This window comes from Rhizobium sp. SSA_523, from assembly GCF_030435705.1.
Lineage (GTDB): Bacteria > Pseudomonadota > Alphaproteobacteria > Rhizobiales > Rhizobiaceae > Neorhizobium.
This window is the reverse complement of the sequence record NZ_CP129382.1, coordinates 952,802-966,737: the sequence shown is the minus strand read 5'-3', so window position 1 is coordinate 966,737 and position 13,936 is coordinate 952,802. Positions and strand designations below refer to the sequence as shown.

13 protein-coding genes are annotated in these 13,936 nt (G+C 63.8%); 3 read left to right on the top strand and 10 right to left on the bottom strand.

Annotation, left to right across the window (positions count from 1 at the left end; genetic code table 11):
• Nucleotides 1-4: 4 nt before the first annotated feature.
• The gene (locus QTJ18_RS13060; protein ID WP_252754556.1) at nucleotides 5-1,891 is read right to left on the bottom strand and encodes a peptidylprolyl isomerase; all 1,887 of its coding nucleotides are present in this window, start codon (nucleotides 1,889-1,891) and stop codon (nucleotides 5-7) included.
• Nucleotides 1,892-2,042: 151 nt separating this feature from the next.
• Nucleotides 2,043-2,327 carry a hypothetical protein gene (locus QTJ18_RS13055; RefSeq protein WP_252754557.1) on the bottom strand — a complete coding sequence of 95 codons (285 nt, stop codon included), beginning with the start codon at nucleotides 2,325-2,327 and terminating at the stop codon, nucleotides 2,043-2,045.
• A gap of 100 nt (nucleotides 2,328-2,427) precedes the next feature.
• Here QTJ18_RS13055 and QTJ18_RS13050 point away from each other — a divergent pair, with 100 nt between their 5' ends.
• Nucleotides 2,428-3,732: a DUF763 domain-containing protein gene (locus QTJ18_RS13050; RefSeq protein ID WP_252754558.1), complete on the top strand. Its 1,305-nt coding sequence runs from the start codon at nucleotides 2,428-2,430 to the stop codon at nucleotides 3,730-3,732.
• 35 nt (nucleotides 3,733-3,767) lie between these two features.
• Here the strand turns inward: QTJ18_RS13050 and QTJ18_RS13045 are convergent, their stop codons facing one another.
• The 5 genes from QTJ18_RS13045 to QTJ18_RS13025 all read right to left on the bottom strand — a co-directional run bounded on the left by QTJ18_RS13045 (nucleotide 3,768) and on the right by QTJ18_RS13025 (nucleotide 9,381).
• Nucleotides 3,768-4,763: a lysylphosphatidylglycerol synthase transmembrane domain-containing protein gene (locus QTJ18_RS13045; protein WP_252754559.1), complete on the bottom strand. Its 996-nt coding sequence runs from the start codon at nucleotides 4,761-4,763 to the stop codon at nucleotides 3,768-3,770.
• 358 nt (nucleotides 4,764-5,121) lie between these two features.
• Nucleotides 5,122-6,639, bottom strand: coding sequence for a tripartite tricarboxylate transporter permease (locus QTJ18_RS13040; RefSeq protein ID WP_252754560.1), 1,518 nt, complete (start codon nucleotides 6,637-6,639; stop codon nucleotides 5,122-5,124).
• A gap of 10 nt (nucleotides 6,640-6,649) precedes the next feature.
• The gene (locus QTJ18_RS13035; RefSeq protein ID WP_252754561.1) at nucleotides 6,650-7,141 is read right to left on the bottom strand and encodes a tripartite tricarboxylate transporter TctB family protein; all 492 of its coding nucleotides are present in this window, start codon (nucleotides 7,139-7,141) and stop codon (nucleotides 6,650-6,652) included.
• Entirely contained in the window at nucleotides 7,138-8,043 is a 906-nt protein-coding gene (locus tag QTJ18_RS13030; RefSeq protein WP_489667257.1) for a Bug family tripartite tricarboxylate transporter substrate binding protein, read from the bottom strand. Before QTJ18_RS13030 ends, QTJ18_RS13035 begins: the two co-directional genes overlap by 4 nt.
• Nucleotides 8,044-8,322: 279 nt before the next feature.
• On the bottom strand, nucleotides 8,323-9,381 hold the full coding sequence (locus QTJ18_RS13025) for an ABC transporter substrate-binding protein (RefSeq protein WP_252754563.1): 1,059 nt from the start codon (nucleotides 9,379-9,381) through the stop codon (nucleotides 8,323-8,325).
• Nucleotides 9,382-9,518: 137 nt separating this feature from the next.
• Here QTJ18_RS13025 and QTJ18_RS13020 point away from each other — a divergent pair, with 137 nt between their 5' ends.
• On the top strand, nucleotides 9,519-10,196 hold the full coding sequence (locus QTJ18_RS13020) for a response regulator transcription factor (protein WP_252754564.1): 678 nt from the start codon (nucleotides 9,519-9,521) through the stop codon (nucleotides 10,194-10,196).
• Entirely contained in the window at nucleotides 10,193-11,584 is a 1,392-nt protein-coding gene (locus tag QTJ18_RS13015) for a sensor histidine kinase (protein ID WP_252754565.1), read from the top strand. Before QTJ18_RS13020 ends, QTJ18_RS13015 begins: the two co-directional genes overlap by 4 nt.
• 265 nt (nucleotides 11,585-11,849) lie before the next feature.
• On the opposite strand, the gene QTJ18_RS13010 is transcribed toward QTJ18_RS13015, so the two are convergent.
• The 3 genes from QTJ18_RS13010 to QTJ18_RS13000 form a co-directional block, all read right to left on the bottom strand.
• A complete protein-coding gene (locus QTJ18_RS13010) occupies nucleotides 11,850-12,161 on the bottom strand; it encodes a hypothetical protein (protein WP_252754715.1) in 312 nt (103 codons plus the stop codon).
• Nucleotides 12,162-12,356: 195 nt separating this feature from the next.
• On the bottom strand, nucleotides 12,357-12,731 hold the full coding sequence (locus QTJ18_RS13005) for a helix-turn-helix domain-containing protein (RefSeq protein WP_252754566.1): 375 nt from the start codon (nucleotides 12,729-12,731) through the stop codon (nucleotides 12,357-12,359).
• Between the two features lie 302 nt (nucleotides 12,732-13,033).
• Complete coding sequence (locus tag QTJ18_RS13000) at nucleotides 13,034-13,912, bottom strand: glycine betaine ABC transporter substrate-binding protein (protein WP_252754567.1); 879 nt, start codon at nucleotides 13,910-13,912, stop codon at nucleotides 13,034-13,036.
• Between the last annotated feature and the right edge of the window lie 24 nt (nucleotides 13,913-13,936).

The following is a 13,936-nucleotide window of genomic DNA, read 5'->3' as shown; positions in this document are numbered from 1 at the left end:
CGCGTCAGCGTACCATGGCCTGTTCGGCCAGCGCCTGGTTGATGGACACGCCGTAGCTCTTCTGCAATTGGTTGACCACCTGGTCCAGCATATCGTCGCCGCTGGCGCGGGCAATCTGCTCGATTTCCTGGTCATTGCCGGACAAGGCATCGGAGGGCTGTTCGTTGACGGCCGTGACCGTCATCAAAAGCTGTGTCTCGCCATCCGCCCCAAGAGCGGTGGCATGCAGGCCGGCAGGGCCGGCAAAGGCCGCACGGATCGCTTCGGCTCCAAAGATCGCATCCGAGGCCTGGCGTCGCAGACCGGCCTTGGTTTCAACCGTCAGACCAAGCTCGCCGGCAATGGCGGCCAGGGTTTCGCCCTTGTCGAGACGCGCCTTCAATTCTTCGGCCTTGGCCGCCAGCGCAGTGCGCTGCTGCTCGCTCGTCCAGTCGGCCACAGCCTTGTCATGCACTTCCGAGAGGGCGCGATCGCGCTCGGGGATCACTTCGCGGACGTCGAACCAGACATAGCCGTCATTGCCGAGGTTGACAGGCAGCGCTTCCATGCCGGTATCGGTGCGGAAGACTTCCGGAAGCAGATTGGGCGCGGCCGGCAGGCCGGCGACCGGCTTGCCTTCGCCGTCATTGCCGCTCTTGTCGACCGTGGCCACGGCCGATTTCAGCTGCAATTGCGTTGCCGCTTCCTCCAGCGAGGCGCCACCGCCACGCAGATCCTCGAAACGGTCGTGGACCGCCTGCACGGCCTGGGCGGCCGCGGACAGCGACAGCTGGCGGCGCATGTCGTCCTTGACCTCGTCGAAGGTCTTGGTCGTCTCCGGACGAACATTGGTGACGCGCAGCACAACCGGGCCAAAGGCGCCTTCCACCACCGGCGTCACGCCGCCTTGCGGTCCAAGCGCGAAGGCGGCATCGGCCACTGCCTGGTCCGGCAGGGCATCGCGGGTGAAATCGCCGAGCATGACGTCTTCAGGCTTCTTGCCCTGATCGGTCACGAGTTGATCGAAGCTCAGCTGGCGCTCCTTCATCTGCGCCAAAGCGGCCTCGGCCATCTCCTTGCTCGGGAAGCTCAGCTGCTCGATGGTGCGGGTCTCCGCCGTCTTGTAGCTGTCCTTGCGGCGCTCATATTCGGCGCGCACCTGCTCGTCGGTCACGCTTGCGGGGTCGGCGACATCGGCCGGCTGCAGCGTGACATAGGCGAACTTGCGCAGTTCCGGTGCCCGGTAGCGGCTCTTCTTCTCGGCAAACCAGCTGGCGAGAACTTCCTCCGTCGGCGCCTTGACGGGATCCGTATTGGCGAAGGAGAGGAGCAGGTAATCGACATCGCGCACCTGGTCGCGATAGGTCTTCAGCGCATTGACGAGCACCTCCGGCGGCTGGAAGCCATCGGCAACCGCATCGACGATCTGGCTGCGCACCGCAACCTTGCTGCGCTCCTGGATATAGTCTTCCTCACGCAGGCTGGCATTGCGCAGCCTTGCCGAAAACAGCTGGCGGTCGAAGCGGCCGTCATTGCCGCGGAAGGCGGGATCTTTGGCGATCAGCGTCGCAAGCCTGTCCTGCGAGAGGCCGAGCCGCATATCTTCAGACAGCTGATCGAGCGCTGCCCCGGCCGCGAGCTGCGAATAGGCCTGGCTCTCGACACCCAGTGCGCGGGCCTGTTCCGTCGTCAGCTGCATGCCGAACTGCCGGCTGAGGGTTGCCAATTGCCGCTGATAGGCAAGGCGGAATTCGGACGGCGAAATCGCCTGATCCCCCACGGTCATCACGGCATTGCTGCCCTGGCTGACCAGCGATGCCGAAACGCCCCAGACGGCGAAGGACACCACGAGGAGCAGAAGAAGCAATTTCGCGGCCCACGAGCGAGACGCGGATCTCAGGGAATCAAGCATCGGTCGACATTACCTTGCAAACGGCAGAATTTTGCCTTTCGGCGGGTTTGAAGGAATGTCTCTAGAACAAACTGGACCGGAAATGAAGCTGTACCGGCCAAAAGAACGACAGGGTGACGGCCCTTTGATGCACAGCCTTGCCTTGTCCGGCTCATGCGCCGGCGAGATGCCCCCAGGCAGGGTTCCACTGGACGCCTTCCGACAGCTCGATCAGGATCGGCAGGTCCGAGCGGCCGTCCGGCGGACGGTTCTTGTTTTCCGCCATCCGCAGCGCAACGTCCGGCTCCATTTCCTCGCCCGGAAAGACAGTGTCATCGGCGCCATCCGGCTCGACGCGGCGAATATAGCCGCGCACCTCGCCGCCAGAATGATAAAATCGAATGATCAGGCTGCCGGCAGCCGGCATCTGTCCTGTGAAGCGTTGAAACGTGCTCATGGTCTCTCCTGCATGCTGCCTGTAAAGACCGGCGAGACTGAAAAATGTTCCCTGCCGTGGCCGGCCATGCTACATGGGGATGGACGAACGAAAGAAGAACATGACGAAACGCGCCGGCAGTGCCGATCTACCGCTTCACGGGGGCAGGGTGCCTGCCTGGCTCGGCCAGCGCATGACGCGGCTTGGCGCCCTGATTACCGAAGCGATCGTGCAGCATTACGGCCGCGACGAATTCCTGCGCCGGCTGGCCAATCCGTTCTGGTTCCAGTCCTTCGGCGCCGTGATGGGCATGGACTGGCATTCCTCGGGCATTACGACGAGCGTCATCGGCGCCTTGAAGCGCGGCCTGCCGCCGATGGCGGGCGAGCTCGGTCTGCATGTCTGCGGCGGTCGCGGCCAGCACTCGCGCCGGACCCCGGACGAGCTGATCGCCATCGGCGACCGCATCGGCTTCGATGGCACGGCCATGGCCCGGACCAGCCGGCTGGTCGCCAAGATAGACAGCGCTGCGGTGCAGGACGGCTTCGATCTCTATCTGCACGGCTTCATTATCGCCGATGACGGAAAATGGGTGGTCGTCCAACAGGGCATGAACGATGAAAGGCGGCAGGCCAGGCGCTATCACTGGATGTCGGAGGGGATGACCAGCTTTCTCGATTCGCCGCATGCCGCCATCGAGGGCGAAGGGCAGGGCAATATCGTCAACCTGGCGGATCGCCGGGCCGATCACTCCCGCAAGGGACAGCTCGATCTCCTGTCCTCCTGGAGCCCGGACCGCATTGTCCAGGAGGTTGCAGCCCTTCGCAGGGAGCCGCATGCGGAGCCGCAAAGCCTGACGCCGGCGCAGCCCTTCCTGCCGCATCTCGTCATGCCGGCGCATCACGATGTGCGCGAGACAGACGTCAATCTGCGCCGGCTGCATGGCACGCTCGCGGCGGCCGCCGACAAAGCCCCGCAGGACTTTCAGGACCTGCTCCTGACCCCCGGCATCGGTCAGCGGACGGTGGAAGCTCTGGCGATGGTGGCGGAGGTGGTGCACGGTGCGCCCTGCCGCTTTTCCGATCCCGCACGCTATTCGCTCGCCCATGGCGGCAAGGACCGCCATCCGTTTCCGGTTCCCCTGAAGGTTTATGACGAAACGATCCGGGTGATGAAATCGGCCGTCAGCCGCGCAAGGCTGGGTCTGACGGAGGAGGCGGAGGCCATTCGCCGGCTCGATCAGCAGGCCAGGCTGATGGAGCGCTATGTCACGGGGCCGGATCTCAAGGAGATCATCGCCGGCGAGTTCCGCAACTCGACCGGCTATGGCGGCCGAAGCATATTCGGTTGGGAGGAGGATCTGCAGCGCGAGAAAGGCCGGCCGCCCGGTCAGGCTCACCCCGGTGCCAGATTACGCCTGAGCTGAGACCCGTGCGGTCGGCAAGACCGCTCGCATGCCGGTCATCCCGCCCGCGCTTCGCTTCCGTCGGACGGGCCAGGAGCCGGTTGCGCGTCTTGCGCGCTGCGCGCCTTCTGCGCCTTGCGGGCACGGAAGACCGCCTCGCCGATGAGCGATACCGGCAGCGCGATGAAGAAGGGGATGAAGAAATAGATGACCCGGAAGGCCACCAGCGCTCCGATCGAGGCCTGATCGCCCATCACGTGGCGCACCGTGACCTCGAGAACGCCGAGACCGCCCGGTGCATGGGTGATGAGAATGGCGATATTGCCCAGCACATAGGCCGTGGCGGCCTTCAGATAGCTGACATTCTCGGTTGCCTGCATCAATTCCATCAAACAGGCGGAGACGATGGCGAAATTCGCGGTGCCGATGACGATCTGTGCCACCGCCAGACGGGCGCGCGGCATCTGGAAAGACCATGACTTGATCTTCAGGGGCGTGCGCAGGAAGGCGGCGAGCGCTACATAGGCTGCGGCGGCGAGCAGGCATCCGATGCCGATCGCCAGGACGGCTCCCGGGGCGATCCGCAGGACTTCCGACGTATCGGAGGGGTTGAGCACCATCACGATGCCGCTGAGGACGAGCAGGCCAAGGCCGACCGTCATGCCGGACATCAGCACGATCTTGGCCACGTCCTCGGTCGAAAGACCCCAATGGGCATAATAGCGATAGCGGATGGCGCCGCTGCTCAAGCCGGCAAGGCCGATGCTCTGGCCAAGACCGAGGCTGACAAAGGAGGCCAAGGCGATCTTGGGATAAGGCAGGTCGCTCTTGACGTAGCGAACGCCAGCCCAGTCGAAGCCGGTCAGGCAGACATAGGAGAGGGCGCAGTAGAACAGCGCCAGCGTCATGTTCCAGGTCGGGATGTCCCTGACCGATTTGACGATCTCCTCCCAGGTGAACTGGCTGAGGCCGGTATAGAGCAGATAGCCGGCAATGGCGAAGCCGAAGACCATCGTGCCATAGGTGAAAAGCTTGCGGCGTGTGGATGTCATGCCCGCACCTGCGGCATGGGCGGACAGGAGGTCTGGATGGCCCAGCGGCGTGAACCGGCAGGCCGGCGAGGCGGATCTTCGGGATGCTGGCTGCCGGGCACGCGCGCGATAGCCTGGCCCGGCTCAGCCGGACCGATCTGTGCGTGCGCGAAGGAAGAGAGATAAAGGGTCAGTGTGCCAGCGGCCATTATGATCTACCTGAGGAAGTCGGTCAGAACGCCGCAGGTGCCCGATGGTTCCGAAGGCTCGGCTGCCCGCCGGATGCCGGATGCGGTGGCAAGCATTGCAATCCCTCGGCCGGCCAGGGAGAAGACGCACCCGCCGGGCATGGCCCGACGGATGCGTGACCTTGATAGGTTCAATCCTCGTCCGATGCCATTTGCGACAGGACATCGCCGCGGCCACGCGCCCGCAGGATCAGCGGAACGACAAGCGCCAGGAAGGCAACGGCCAGGAGCACCGCCGCGATCGGCGACGTGAACAGAACGGTGAAATCCCCCTGGCTGATGGCCAGCGCACGGCGCAGCTGCTGTTCGGCAAGCGGGCCGAGGATCAGGCCGACCACCACGGGCGCGATCGGATAGCCGAAGACACGCATGACATAGCCGAGAAGTCCGAAGCCGAGCAGCATGCCAAGCTCGAAGACGGAGGGATTGGCGCCGATCGTGCCCAGCGTGGCGAACAGAAGAATGCCGGCATAGAGCCAGGGCTTCGGGATGGTCAGCAGGCGGACCCAGAGGCCGATCAGCGGCAGGTTGAGCACCAGCAACATGAAATTGGCAATCAGCAGCGAGGCGATCAGGCCCCAGACCAGCTGCGGATTGGTGGCGAACAGCAGCGGACCCGGCTGCAGGCCATATTGCTGGAAACCCGCCAGCATGATGGCTGCGGTCGCGGTTGTCGGCAGGCCGAGCGTCAGGAGCGGCACCAGGGTACCGGCCGCCGAGGCATTATTGGCCGCTTCCGGACCGGCAACCCCTTCGATGGCGCCATTGCCGAATTCTTCGGGATGCTTGGTCAGCCGCTTTTCCGTCGCATAGGACAGGAAGGTGCCGATCTCCGCGCCGCCGGCCGGCATGGCGCCGATCGGGAAGCCGATCAGCGTGCCGCGCAGCCAGGCTTTCCAGGAGCGGGCCCAGTCGGTGGCCGTCATCCAGACAGAGCCCTTCACCGCTTCCACTTTGTCAGGGCCGCGATCGCCCTGGGCCGCGATGAACAGCGTCTCGCCGATGGCGAACATGGCGACAGCCATGGTGGTGACCTCGATGCCGTCCAGAAGGTCGGGCACGCCGAAGGCGAGGCGGGTCTGGCCGGTCAGCTGGTCGATCCCGACCAGAGAGAAGGACAGGCCGATGAACAGCGAGGTGAGGCCGCGCAGCGTGGAATCGCCGAAGGCGGAGGAGACGGTGATGAAGGCGAGGACCATCAGCGCGAAATATTCGCGCGGTCCGAACAGGAGGGCGAATTTGACGATGACCGGGGCGATGAAGGCAAGGCCGATCGTGGCGATCAATCCGGCGACGAAGGAGCCGATGGCGGCTGTTGCCAGGGCCGGACCGCCGCGCCCGGCGCGGGCCATCTTGTTGCCCTCCAGCGCGGTCACGATGGAGGCGCTTTCCCCCGGCGTGTTCAACAGGATGGAGGTGGTGGAACCGCCATACATGCCGCCGTAATAGATGCCGGCAAACATGATCAGCGAGCCGGCGGGGTCAAGGCGATAGGTCACCGGCAGCAGCAGCGCAACCGTCAGGGCCGGGCCGATACCGGGCAGCACGCCGACGGCGGTGCCCAGGGTGACGCCGATCAGCGCATAGAGCAGGTTCATCGGCTGGGCCGCGATCAGCAGGCCCTGGAGAAGGAATTCAAACGTACTCATCACTCGTCCTTCACTGGAAGAGGCGCTCAAGCGGCCCGGCGGGCAGGGAGAGCTGGAGGAGGCCTGCAAAGATCAGCCAGACGATCAGACAGAGAACGATGCCGATCGGCAGCGAGATCCAGATCCGACGCTTGCCGAAACCGGCCGCCGTCGCGGCAAACAGGATACCCGTGGCGATCGAGAAGCCCAGATGGTTGAGGAGAAGCATCTGCGCCACGAGGCCGCCGACCACCCAGGCCACCGGCGGCAATTCCTGCCGGTCGCGCTCGGGAAAATCGCCGCGGAAGGCGGCAAAGACGGTCCAGATGGCGAGCAGCGTCAGCATCACGGCGATCACCATGGGCACGGTGCCGGGGCCGACGGGAGAATAGCCGGTCACCTCGCGCAGACGCGCGGCATCCATGAAGATGACGGCGGCGATCGCGACAAGGACGGCGGCAATGACAAGCGCCGCCCAATCGGGGCGACGCTTCACAGCCTGTTTCACAGGTTCATGGTTCATTTGACCAGTCCGATATCCTTCAGGATGGCTTCGGTCGCCGCGATTTCCTTGGCAAGCTGCTGGGCAAAGGCGTCGCCGTCAAGATAGGTGTCCTGCCAGCCCTTTGTCTTCAGCGTTTCCTGCCAGGTCGCCGAGGTGGCGAGCTTCTTGACATCGGCAGTCACGGCAGCCTTCTGCTCCGGCGTCAGGCCGGGAGCGGCAGCCACCATGCGCCAGTTCTGCACGGCAACGTCAAGGCCGGCTTCCTTCAGCGTCGGAGCATCGACGCCCGCAAGACGCTTCTCGCCCGATGTCGCCAGAAGGCGCAACGTGCCGGATTTCAGCTGCGATTCGAATTCGCCGTAACCAGAAATACCCACCGTTACCTGCGAACCGAGAATGGCCGCCAGAGCTTCGCCACCGCCGGAAAAGGCGATGTAGTTGATCTTGGTCGGGTCGACACCGGCAGCCTTGGCCACCAGGCCGGCCGTGATGTGATCGACGCCGCCGGCCGAACCGCCGCCCCAGGAGACCGAGCCCGGATCCTTCTTCAGCGCCGCGACGAGGTCGTCGACGGATTTCAGCGGGGACGCAGCCGGCACGACGATGGCTTCGTCTTCACCCGTCAGGCGGGCGATCGGCGTCACATCCTTCAGCGTGACCGGTGCCTTGTTGGTCAGGATCGCCCCGACCATGACATAGCCGCCGACGATCAGGGCATTGGGGTTGCCCTTCTGCTGGCTGGCGAACTGGGCGATGCCGATGGTGCCGCCGGCGCCCGGTACGTTGACGACCTGCACATTGCCGGAAATCTTTTCCTGCTGCATGGCGGTCTGCAGCGAGCGGGCCGTCTGGTCCCAGCCGCCGCCGGGTGCGGCCGGTGCCATGATGGTGTAATCGGCAGCATAGGCGGGAAGCGCCATTGCGCCGGCGATGACGGATGCAAAAATGAATTTTCTCAAGGGACTATCCTCCGTGGCGTCATTCGAAGACGCTTGTTCTGCGCGCAGAAGGGAAGAGTTCGGCTGTTCGGCGAACCTGATCCGGTCGCCGCAACGTCAATCCCCCCTTGCTGTTCGGGCACGCCTCCACAAGCCCGAATGAGTGGAACCCATCATATTATGCTGTCATTTACCTGACACTGCACTGCCCAACCCACAGTTCAGACAAAATTAAGCCTTTTACAGCCCGATTTTGGCCACCTATTGCAGGCGAAGCACCTCGTTCCAGCGATTGATCAGGCGCGCCCGCTTCACCTGGTCGAGATAGACCATCAGTCCGGGACTGACGGGAACCGGCTTGAGCTGGCCGCCCAGCAATTCGCGCAGGGCGGACGCAGTATTGCCGGCCACCACTTCGGGACTGACGGCCGGGATCTGCAGCTCGCGCATCAGGATCGTCTGTCCCTCGCGCGACATGAAGAAGGTGAGGAAGAGCCGGCCGAGCTCCGGCGAACGGGCGGCGGCCGGTACAAGACCGATCCGCGACATCACCACCGTGTAGTCCTTCGGCAGGACGATCCCGACATCCGGATGGCTGGATGCCCAGTCGGCGGCATAGGAGCCGAGAATATTGTAGCCGAGCACGAAGCGGCCATCCGCGACGCGTTCCAGGATCGCCTGGCTGGTGGAATAGAGCTTGACGCCCGCGGCACCCATTGCCTTGACCACGGACCAGATATCATCGAACTGCTCCTGATCTCTGGACATGAACAGGAAGCCCACGCCCGATCGCTCGATATCATAGGTGCCGATGCGGCCATAGACGGTCTCGCCCTTGCGCTCCAGGTATTGCACGAATTCGGCCCGCGTGGCCGGCGGCACATCGGAGGCGAAGCTCGGTTTGTGGTAGACGAAGACGGCCGGCTCGAAAGTCAGCGCATAGGCGGTGTCACGCCAGTTGGCCCAGGCCGGCCAGCGCGCGCTCATGGGCAGGTGGCTGGCCTGCGCGTAGCCGTCATTGACCAGCTTGACCTGCAGATCCATGGCGGAGGAAAAGGCGAAATCCGCAGTCTGCCGTCCCTGGTCGGTCTCCGAGACGATCCGGTCGAAGATATCGCCCGTCAGCATGTCTTCGTAACGCACGGCGACATTCGGATTGGCAAGCTGGAAGGCCTTGATCATGGGGCGCGCCAAAGGTTCGTCGAGAGACGAATAGACGACGAGTTCCGGCGCATCGGCGCGGCCGGAGGGCGCTGCATAGGTCGTGACATCCGCCCAGGCACAGGAGGACGAGACGAACAACAGCAGGGCGGTAAGCATTCCCATTCTCATGCGGCCCATGATGCCTGACCGCTCATCCCGAAACAAGGCATGCGGGCTGCCGGGCTTTGCCGATCAAGCCGGATGACACTCCGGCGATTCCCCTTTATCGTCCGCAGGCACAGGGAGATGAAGACTTGCGCATTCTGCTGGTTGAGGACAACGACACGCTCGCCGACGGTCTGTCGACCATTTTGCGCGGAAGCGGCTATGCCGTGGATGTGGTGGGCGACGGCGTTTCGGCCGAAGCGGCGGTCGCCGCGCAGAGTTTCGACCTCATCATTCTGGACCTCAATCTGCCGGGCATGGACGGTCTGGATGTGCTGCGCTCCATCCGGGCGCGGCAAAATCCTGCAGCGGTGATGATTCTGACCGCCCGCGGCGCGCCGGAAGAGCGGGTGAGGGGGCTCGATCTCGGGGCAGACGACTACCTGACCAAGCCTTTCGAAGTGACGGAGCTGGAGGCGCGCATCCGGGTTCTGCTGCGCCGGCAGGCCGGCCTTCGCTCGTCGCGGGTGGATTTCGGCGGCCTGACCTTCGATCTGACATCGCGCACCTTCACGGCCGCCAACCGGACCATGGATATCCCGGCGCGGGAACTCGGCCTGCTCGAACTTCTGTTCCTGCGCGCCGGCAAGGTCGTCTCCAAGGAGACAATCGTCAATTCGCTGACCGGCTTCGACGACGAACTATCCGCCAATGCCATCGAGCAATATGTCAGCCGGCTGCGCAAACGCCTGCAGGCCCATGGCTTGACGATCAAGACTGCGCGGGGGATCGGCTATTATCTCGATATCCTGGCGGACCAGGGATGACGAGGATCACCCGCTCCCTGCGGGGACGCCTTCTGGCCTGGCTTCTGGCGGCAACCGCAGCGCTCGGTGTCGCCGCGCTGACCGATACCTGGCGGGAGGCGCAGCAGACGGCCGACGATGTCTCCGATCGCGTACTTGCCGGATCGGCACTGGCGATCGCCGAACGCGTCGTCGTCGCGGAGGATGGCTCGCTGGAAGTCGACATTCCCTATGTGGCGCTGGAGATGCTGACATCCGCCGCGCAGGATCGTGTCTTTTATCGCGTCGACGGGCCGCCGGGCTCCTTCATCACCGGCTATCAGGGTCTGCCGACCCTGTCGCGCCTGGAGGGCCAGTCGACGGCCTTCGGCGATGCAAGCTTCAGGGGAGAGCCCATCCGCATTGCCACACTGGCGCGCTCGGCCTCCACCGGCGTCTCATCCGTTCCCTTTACCGTCACGGTGGCTGAAACGACGATTGCACGGCAGCAGCTGGCCGAATCCATCCTGTTCCACTCGGCTGCCCGTCTCGGTCTGATGATCCTTGGGGCGGCCGTGATCGTATGGATCGCCGTCACGCTTTCCCTGCGCCCGCTCTACCGGCTGAGCGCGGCCATTGCCCGGCGCAATCCCGAGGATCTCCATCCGATCGGCGAGACGGTGCCGAGCGAGGTCGAGGGACTGGTGGATACGGTCAACTCCTTCATGATGCGGCTGCAATCCTCGCTGGACGCATTGCGTCACTTCACCGGCAATGCCAGCCACCAGCTGAGGACGCCCCTGGCCGTGGTGCGGACGCAACTGGCTTTGGCGGCGCGGGCCGGCGATACGGCGGAGATTGCGGTGGCCATCGAAAGAGCCGATGCGGCCATCGCCCATGCCGAACGCGTGCTTGCCCAGCTATTGATGATGTCGCGCCTCGATGCCGCCTCGCGGCAGACCTCGCATGGAACCCCGGTTGACCTCGCGCGGCTGGCGCAGGAGATCACCGCCGATCATGTTCCGTCTGCCGCAGAGGCCGGCATCGATCTGGGCTATGACGGCGTGGCGACGGCAGGCCTGCGCGGCGAGCCGCTGCTGCTGACGGAAATGCTGAAGAACCTCATATCGAACGCGATTCTCTATGCCGGGCGCGGCGCCGAAGTCACGGTGCGCGTCTTTCCGGCTGCGGAGAGGTTGATGATCGAGGTGGAGGATGACGGGCCGGGCATTGCCGAAGACAAGCGCGCTGCCGTCCTGCGGCGGTTCGAGCGCGGCGACGCCAGCGACAATCGCGGCAGCGGGCTCGGCCTTCCCATTGTCGAAGAGATTGCGGCTCTGCACGGCGGAAGCCTGACACTCGCCTCGGGAGAGAGTGGGCGGGGCCTGAAGGTTGCGATCAGCCTGCCGGCACGAGAGGGTGAGACCTAGGGTCAAAACCCAGCGAAGGCGTCGAAAAGGCTTTGTGGAGTTCGGCTCCACGGCAGCCTCTTCTCCTATTCGCAAAGAAAATCCGCTCGCGCCACGCCCGAAACCTGCCCGAAACCTGCCCGAAACCTGCCCGAAACCTGATTGAGCTTTGACCCTGGCCGGCTCTTATCTGGTTCTCAGGGCCGGGGCATGCCGTTACGGCCTGCCCCGAACTTGCGGCATCGGCGAAGATCGCTGTCAGCCGGATTTGCGTGAGGTTTGAAAGTCAGTGCAGGGTATCGCGAGCGACATCTTCCTGCAGGAGTCGCAGGGCATCGTCCAGGGCAGCCACCAGGATATCGGTCAGCTGATCGGCGTCGTTATGTTCGAGAAACAGAGCCAGAGCTACGTCCTGGTTATCCATCATGCTGTTTTCCATGTCGTTCATGTCATGCCCCCAACCACCGAAACCATCTCGGCTTGCATGTTTAGTCCTAGGACGCTTTGCTTGCGTCTGGCTGATCATGCCGTTCGTCATGTCCTCCACAGAGAAGCATGCCGTGAGATCCAAGCTGAACCATTTTGGCACAGCAAACATCCTTTCATCCGAAATGGGTCACCTCGAAGGCGAAGCCAGGGTAGAAATGGACTCGCAAGCCAGAAGGTCAACCGCCTGCTGCCGATTATGTGTCAGATCAATGCAGCGGTCTGCCTCAAGACGGCACAAAAAAGCCCGGCCAGCAGGCCGGGCGCGGGGATCGATCGCCGACATCAACACGACGATTTTTCCAACTCATGCGGCGCCATAGCCGGAGGATCCGCGCCGGATGGGCGACGATGTGGAGCCGGAGAGGCGCGGTTGGGCCATTGGCGTCGGGCGGCCGGGAGACGGCGAGGGGAGGTCCGTCAGGTCATCCCAGTTCGGCCCATGGCCCTGGCCGGTTGCAAGCCAGGACAGGCTGACATCGACGAGGGCGGCGATCCGCATGAGATGGTGAAGGCTCGGCGCGGCCCTGTCGCCTTCCCAGTATTGCAGGCTGGGCGCCGGAATGGCGAGCTGTGCGGCAAGCTCGCTGATCGACATGCCCAGCGCTTCGCGGGCAAGCGCAAGCCGACCGCCGAGCGTATCCTGCGTGTCGCAAGGCCCTGCAAGTTCGTCATATCCCATGCGAGTTCCTCCATCGCCGGTTGTCGTCCGAGTGGACCGAATTTCACACTTGATTCCCGCCTGCGGCACGCTCTCAGAGCAGATGTCAAATTCGGAAATTCGACTAAAATGATATGGTTGCTCGTGGTCCTCGGGATCCCGACAGTCGCACTTTCCGGATGCTGCGGACGGATGCAAATCTTTGAAAGAAACCACTCGGCGCGCCGGTCGTCGAGCGCGACCGGGCGATGCGGCCGGCAGCCAAGGGCCGGCCGCAGCAGCGACCGGCCCTTGCTCAGACCACGGGGTTGCCGCGAGACGTCTTATTCGCCGACCCACGTCTTGATCTGGTCCGGGTGATCCTCGATGTATTTGGCAACGGCCTCGTCATAGGAGGTCTCCTGGGCATTGAACATGCCCTGCTCCAGATCCGAGATCGGCAGCTTCATCCGCGACAGAAAGGCTGCGACCTCCGGATTGGCATCCTTGAAGCCGGTGCGGGCAAGGATATCGACATGCTCGGCATCGCCCAGCGCCTTTTTCGGGTCATCGATGTAACGCAGCTTGTACTTGCCGAACATCCAGTGCGGGCTCCAGGCGGTGGCCACGAACCAGTCCTCGGACCGGTAGGCGCGGTCGACGGTTGTCAGCATCCCGGCTTCGCTGGAGATCTGCAGCTTGTAGTCCTTCAGCGCATAGGTCTCGAGCGCTTCCTGCGAGAGGCGGGTCAGACCCGCGCCAGGATCGATTCCGGCAATCGTGCTTTTCAGCTTTTCCTTGACCTCAGGCTTTTCAAGATCGGCGATCGAGGCGATCTCGCTCTCCGGAACATAGGCGGGAACCACCCAGCCCAGCTTGGCGCCGTCATAGACCGTGCCGAGCGTTTCGACCTTGTCGCCGACGCGCTTGAAATAATCCGCATGGGTCTGCGGCAGCCAGGCCATCATCATGAAGTCGATGTCACCGCGCGCAACGCCCTGGTAGAGCGGCGCCACATCGGTCTGCACCAGTTCGACCTCCTGACCGAGGTCATCCTTGATGATCTTTGCCGCCAGCTTGGTGACGAATTCCGCATCGGACCAGGCGGCCCAGCCGATCTTCACGGGCTTTGCATCCTGAGCGAAGGTTGCGGTGGCGGTGCCGCCGACAAGTGCAGCTGCAAGGCCGATCGTTGCGCCGAGTGATGCAAGTCTATTGAACATGGTTGCTCCTTCTTTGGGAAAGGT

Excerpts from the sequence above, each read along its gene's own strand:
- QTJ18_RS13055 (WP_252754557.1), bottom strand. The coding sequence starts at position 2,327 with ATGAGCACGTTTCAACGCTTCACAGGACAGATGCCGGCTGCCGGCAGC.
- QTJ18_RS13010 (WP_252754715.1), bottom strand. The coding sequence starts at position 12,161 with ATGTTTGCTGTGCCAAAATGGTTCAGCTTGGATCTCACGGCATGCTTC.
- QTJ18_RS13060 (WP_252754556.1), bottom strand. The coding sequence starts at position 1,891 with ATGCTTGATTCCCTGAGATCCGCGTCTCGCTCGTGGGCCGCGAAATTG.
- QTJ18_RS13005 (WP_252754566.1), bottom strand. The coding sequence starts at position 12,731 with ATGGGATATGACGAACTTGCAGGGCCTTGCGACACGCAGGATACGCTC.
- QTJ18_RS13015 (WP_252754565.1), top strand. The coding sequence starts at position 10,193 with ATGACGAGGATCACCCGCTCCCTGCGGGGACGCCTTCTGGCCTGGCTT.
- QTJ18_RS13025 (WP_252754563.1), bottom strand. The coding sequence starts at position 9,381 with ATGCTTACCGCCCTGCTGTTGTTCGTCTCGTCCTCCTGTGCCTGGGCG.
- QTJ18_RS13030 (WP_489667257.1), bottom strand. The coding sequence starts at position 8,043 with ATGGCGCTTCCCGCCTATGCTGCCGATTACACCATCATGGCACCGGCC.
- QTJ18_RS13045 (WP_252754559.1), bottom strand. The coding sequence starts at position 4,763 with ATGACATCCACACGCCGCAAGCTTTTCACCTATGGCACGATGGTCTTC.
- QTJ18_RS13050 (WP_252754558.1), top strand. The coding sequence starts at position 2,428 with ATGACGAAACGCGCCGGCAGTGCCGATCTACCGCTTCACGGGGGCAGG.
- QTJ18_RS13000 (WP_252754567.1), bottom strand. The coding sequence starts at position 13,912 with ATGTTCAATAGACTTGCATCACTCGGCGCAACGATCGGCCTTGCAGCT.
- QTJ18_RS13040 (WP_252754560.1), bottom strand. The coding sequence starts at position 6,639 with ATGAGTACGTTTGAATTCCTTCTCCAGGGCCTGCTGATCGCGGCCCAG.
- QTJ18_RS13035 (WP_252754561.1), bottom strand. The coding sequence starts at position 7,141 with ATGAACCATGAACCTGTGAAACAGGCTGTGAAGCGTCGCCCCGATTGG.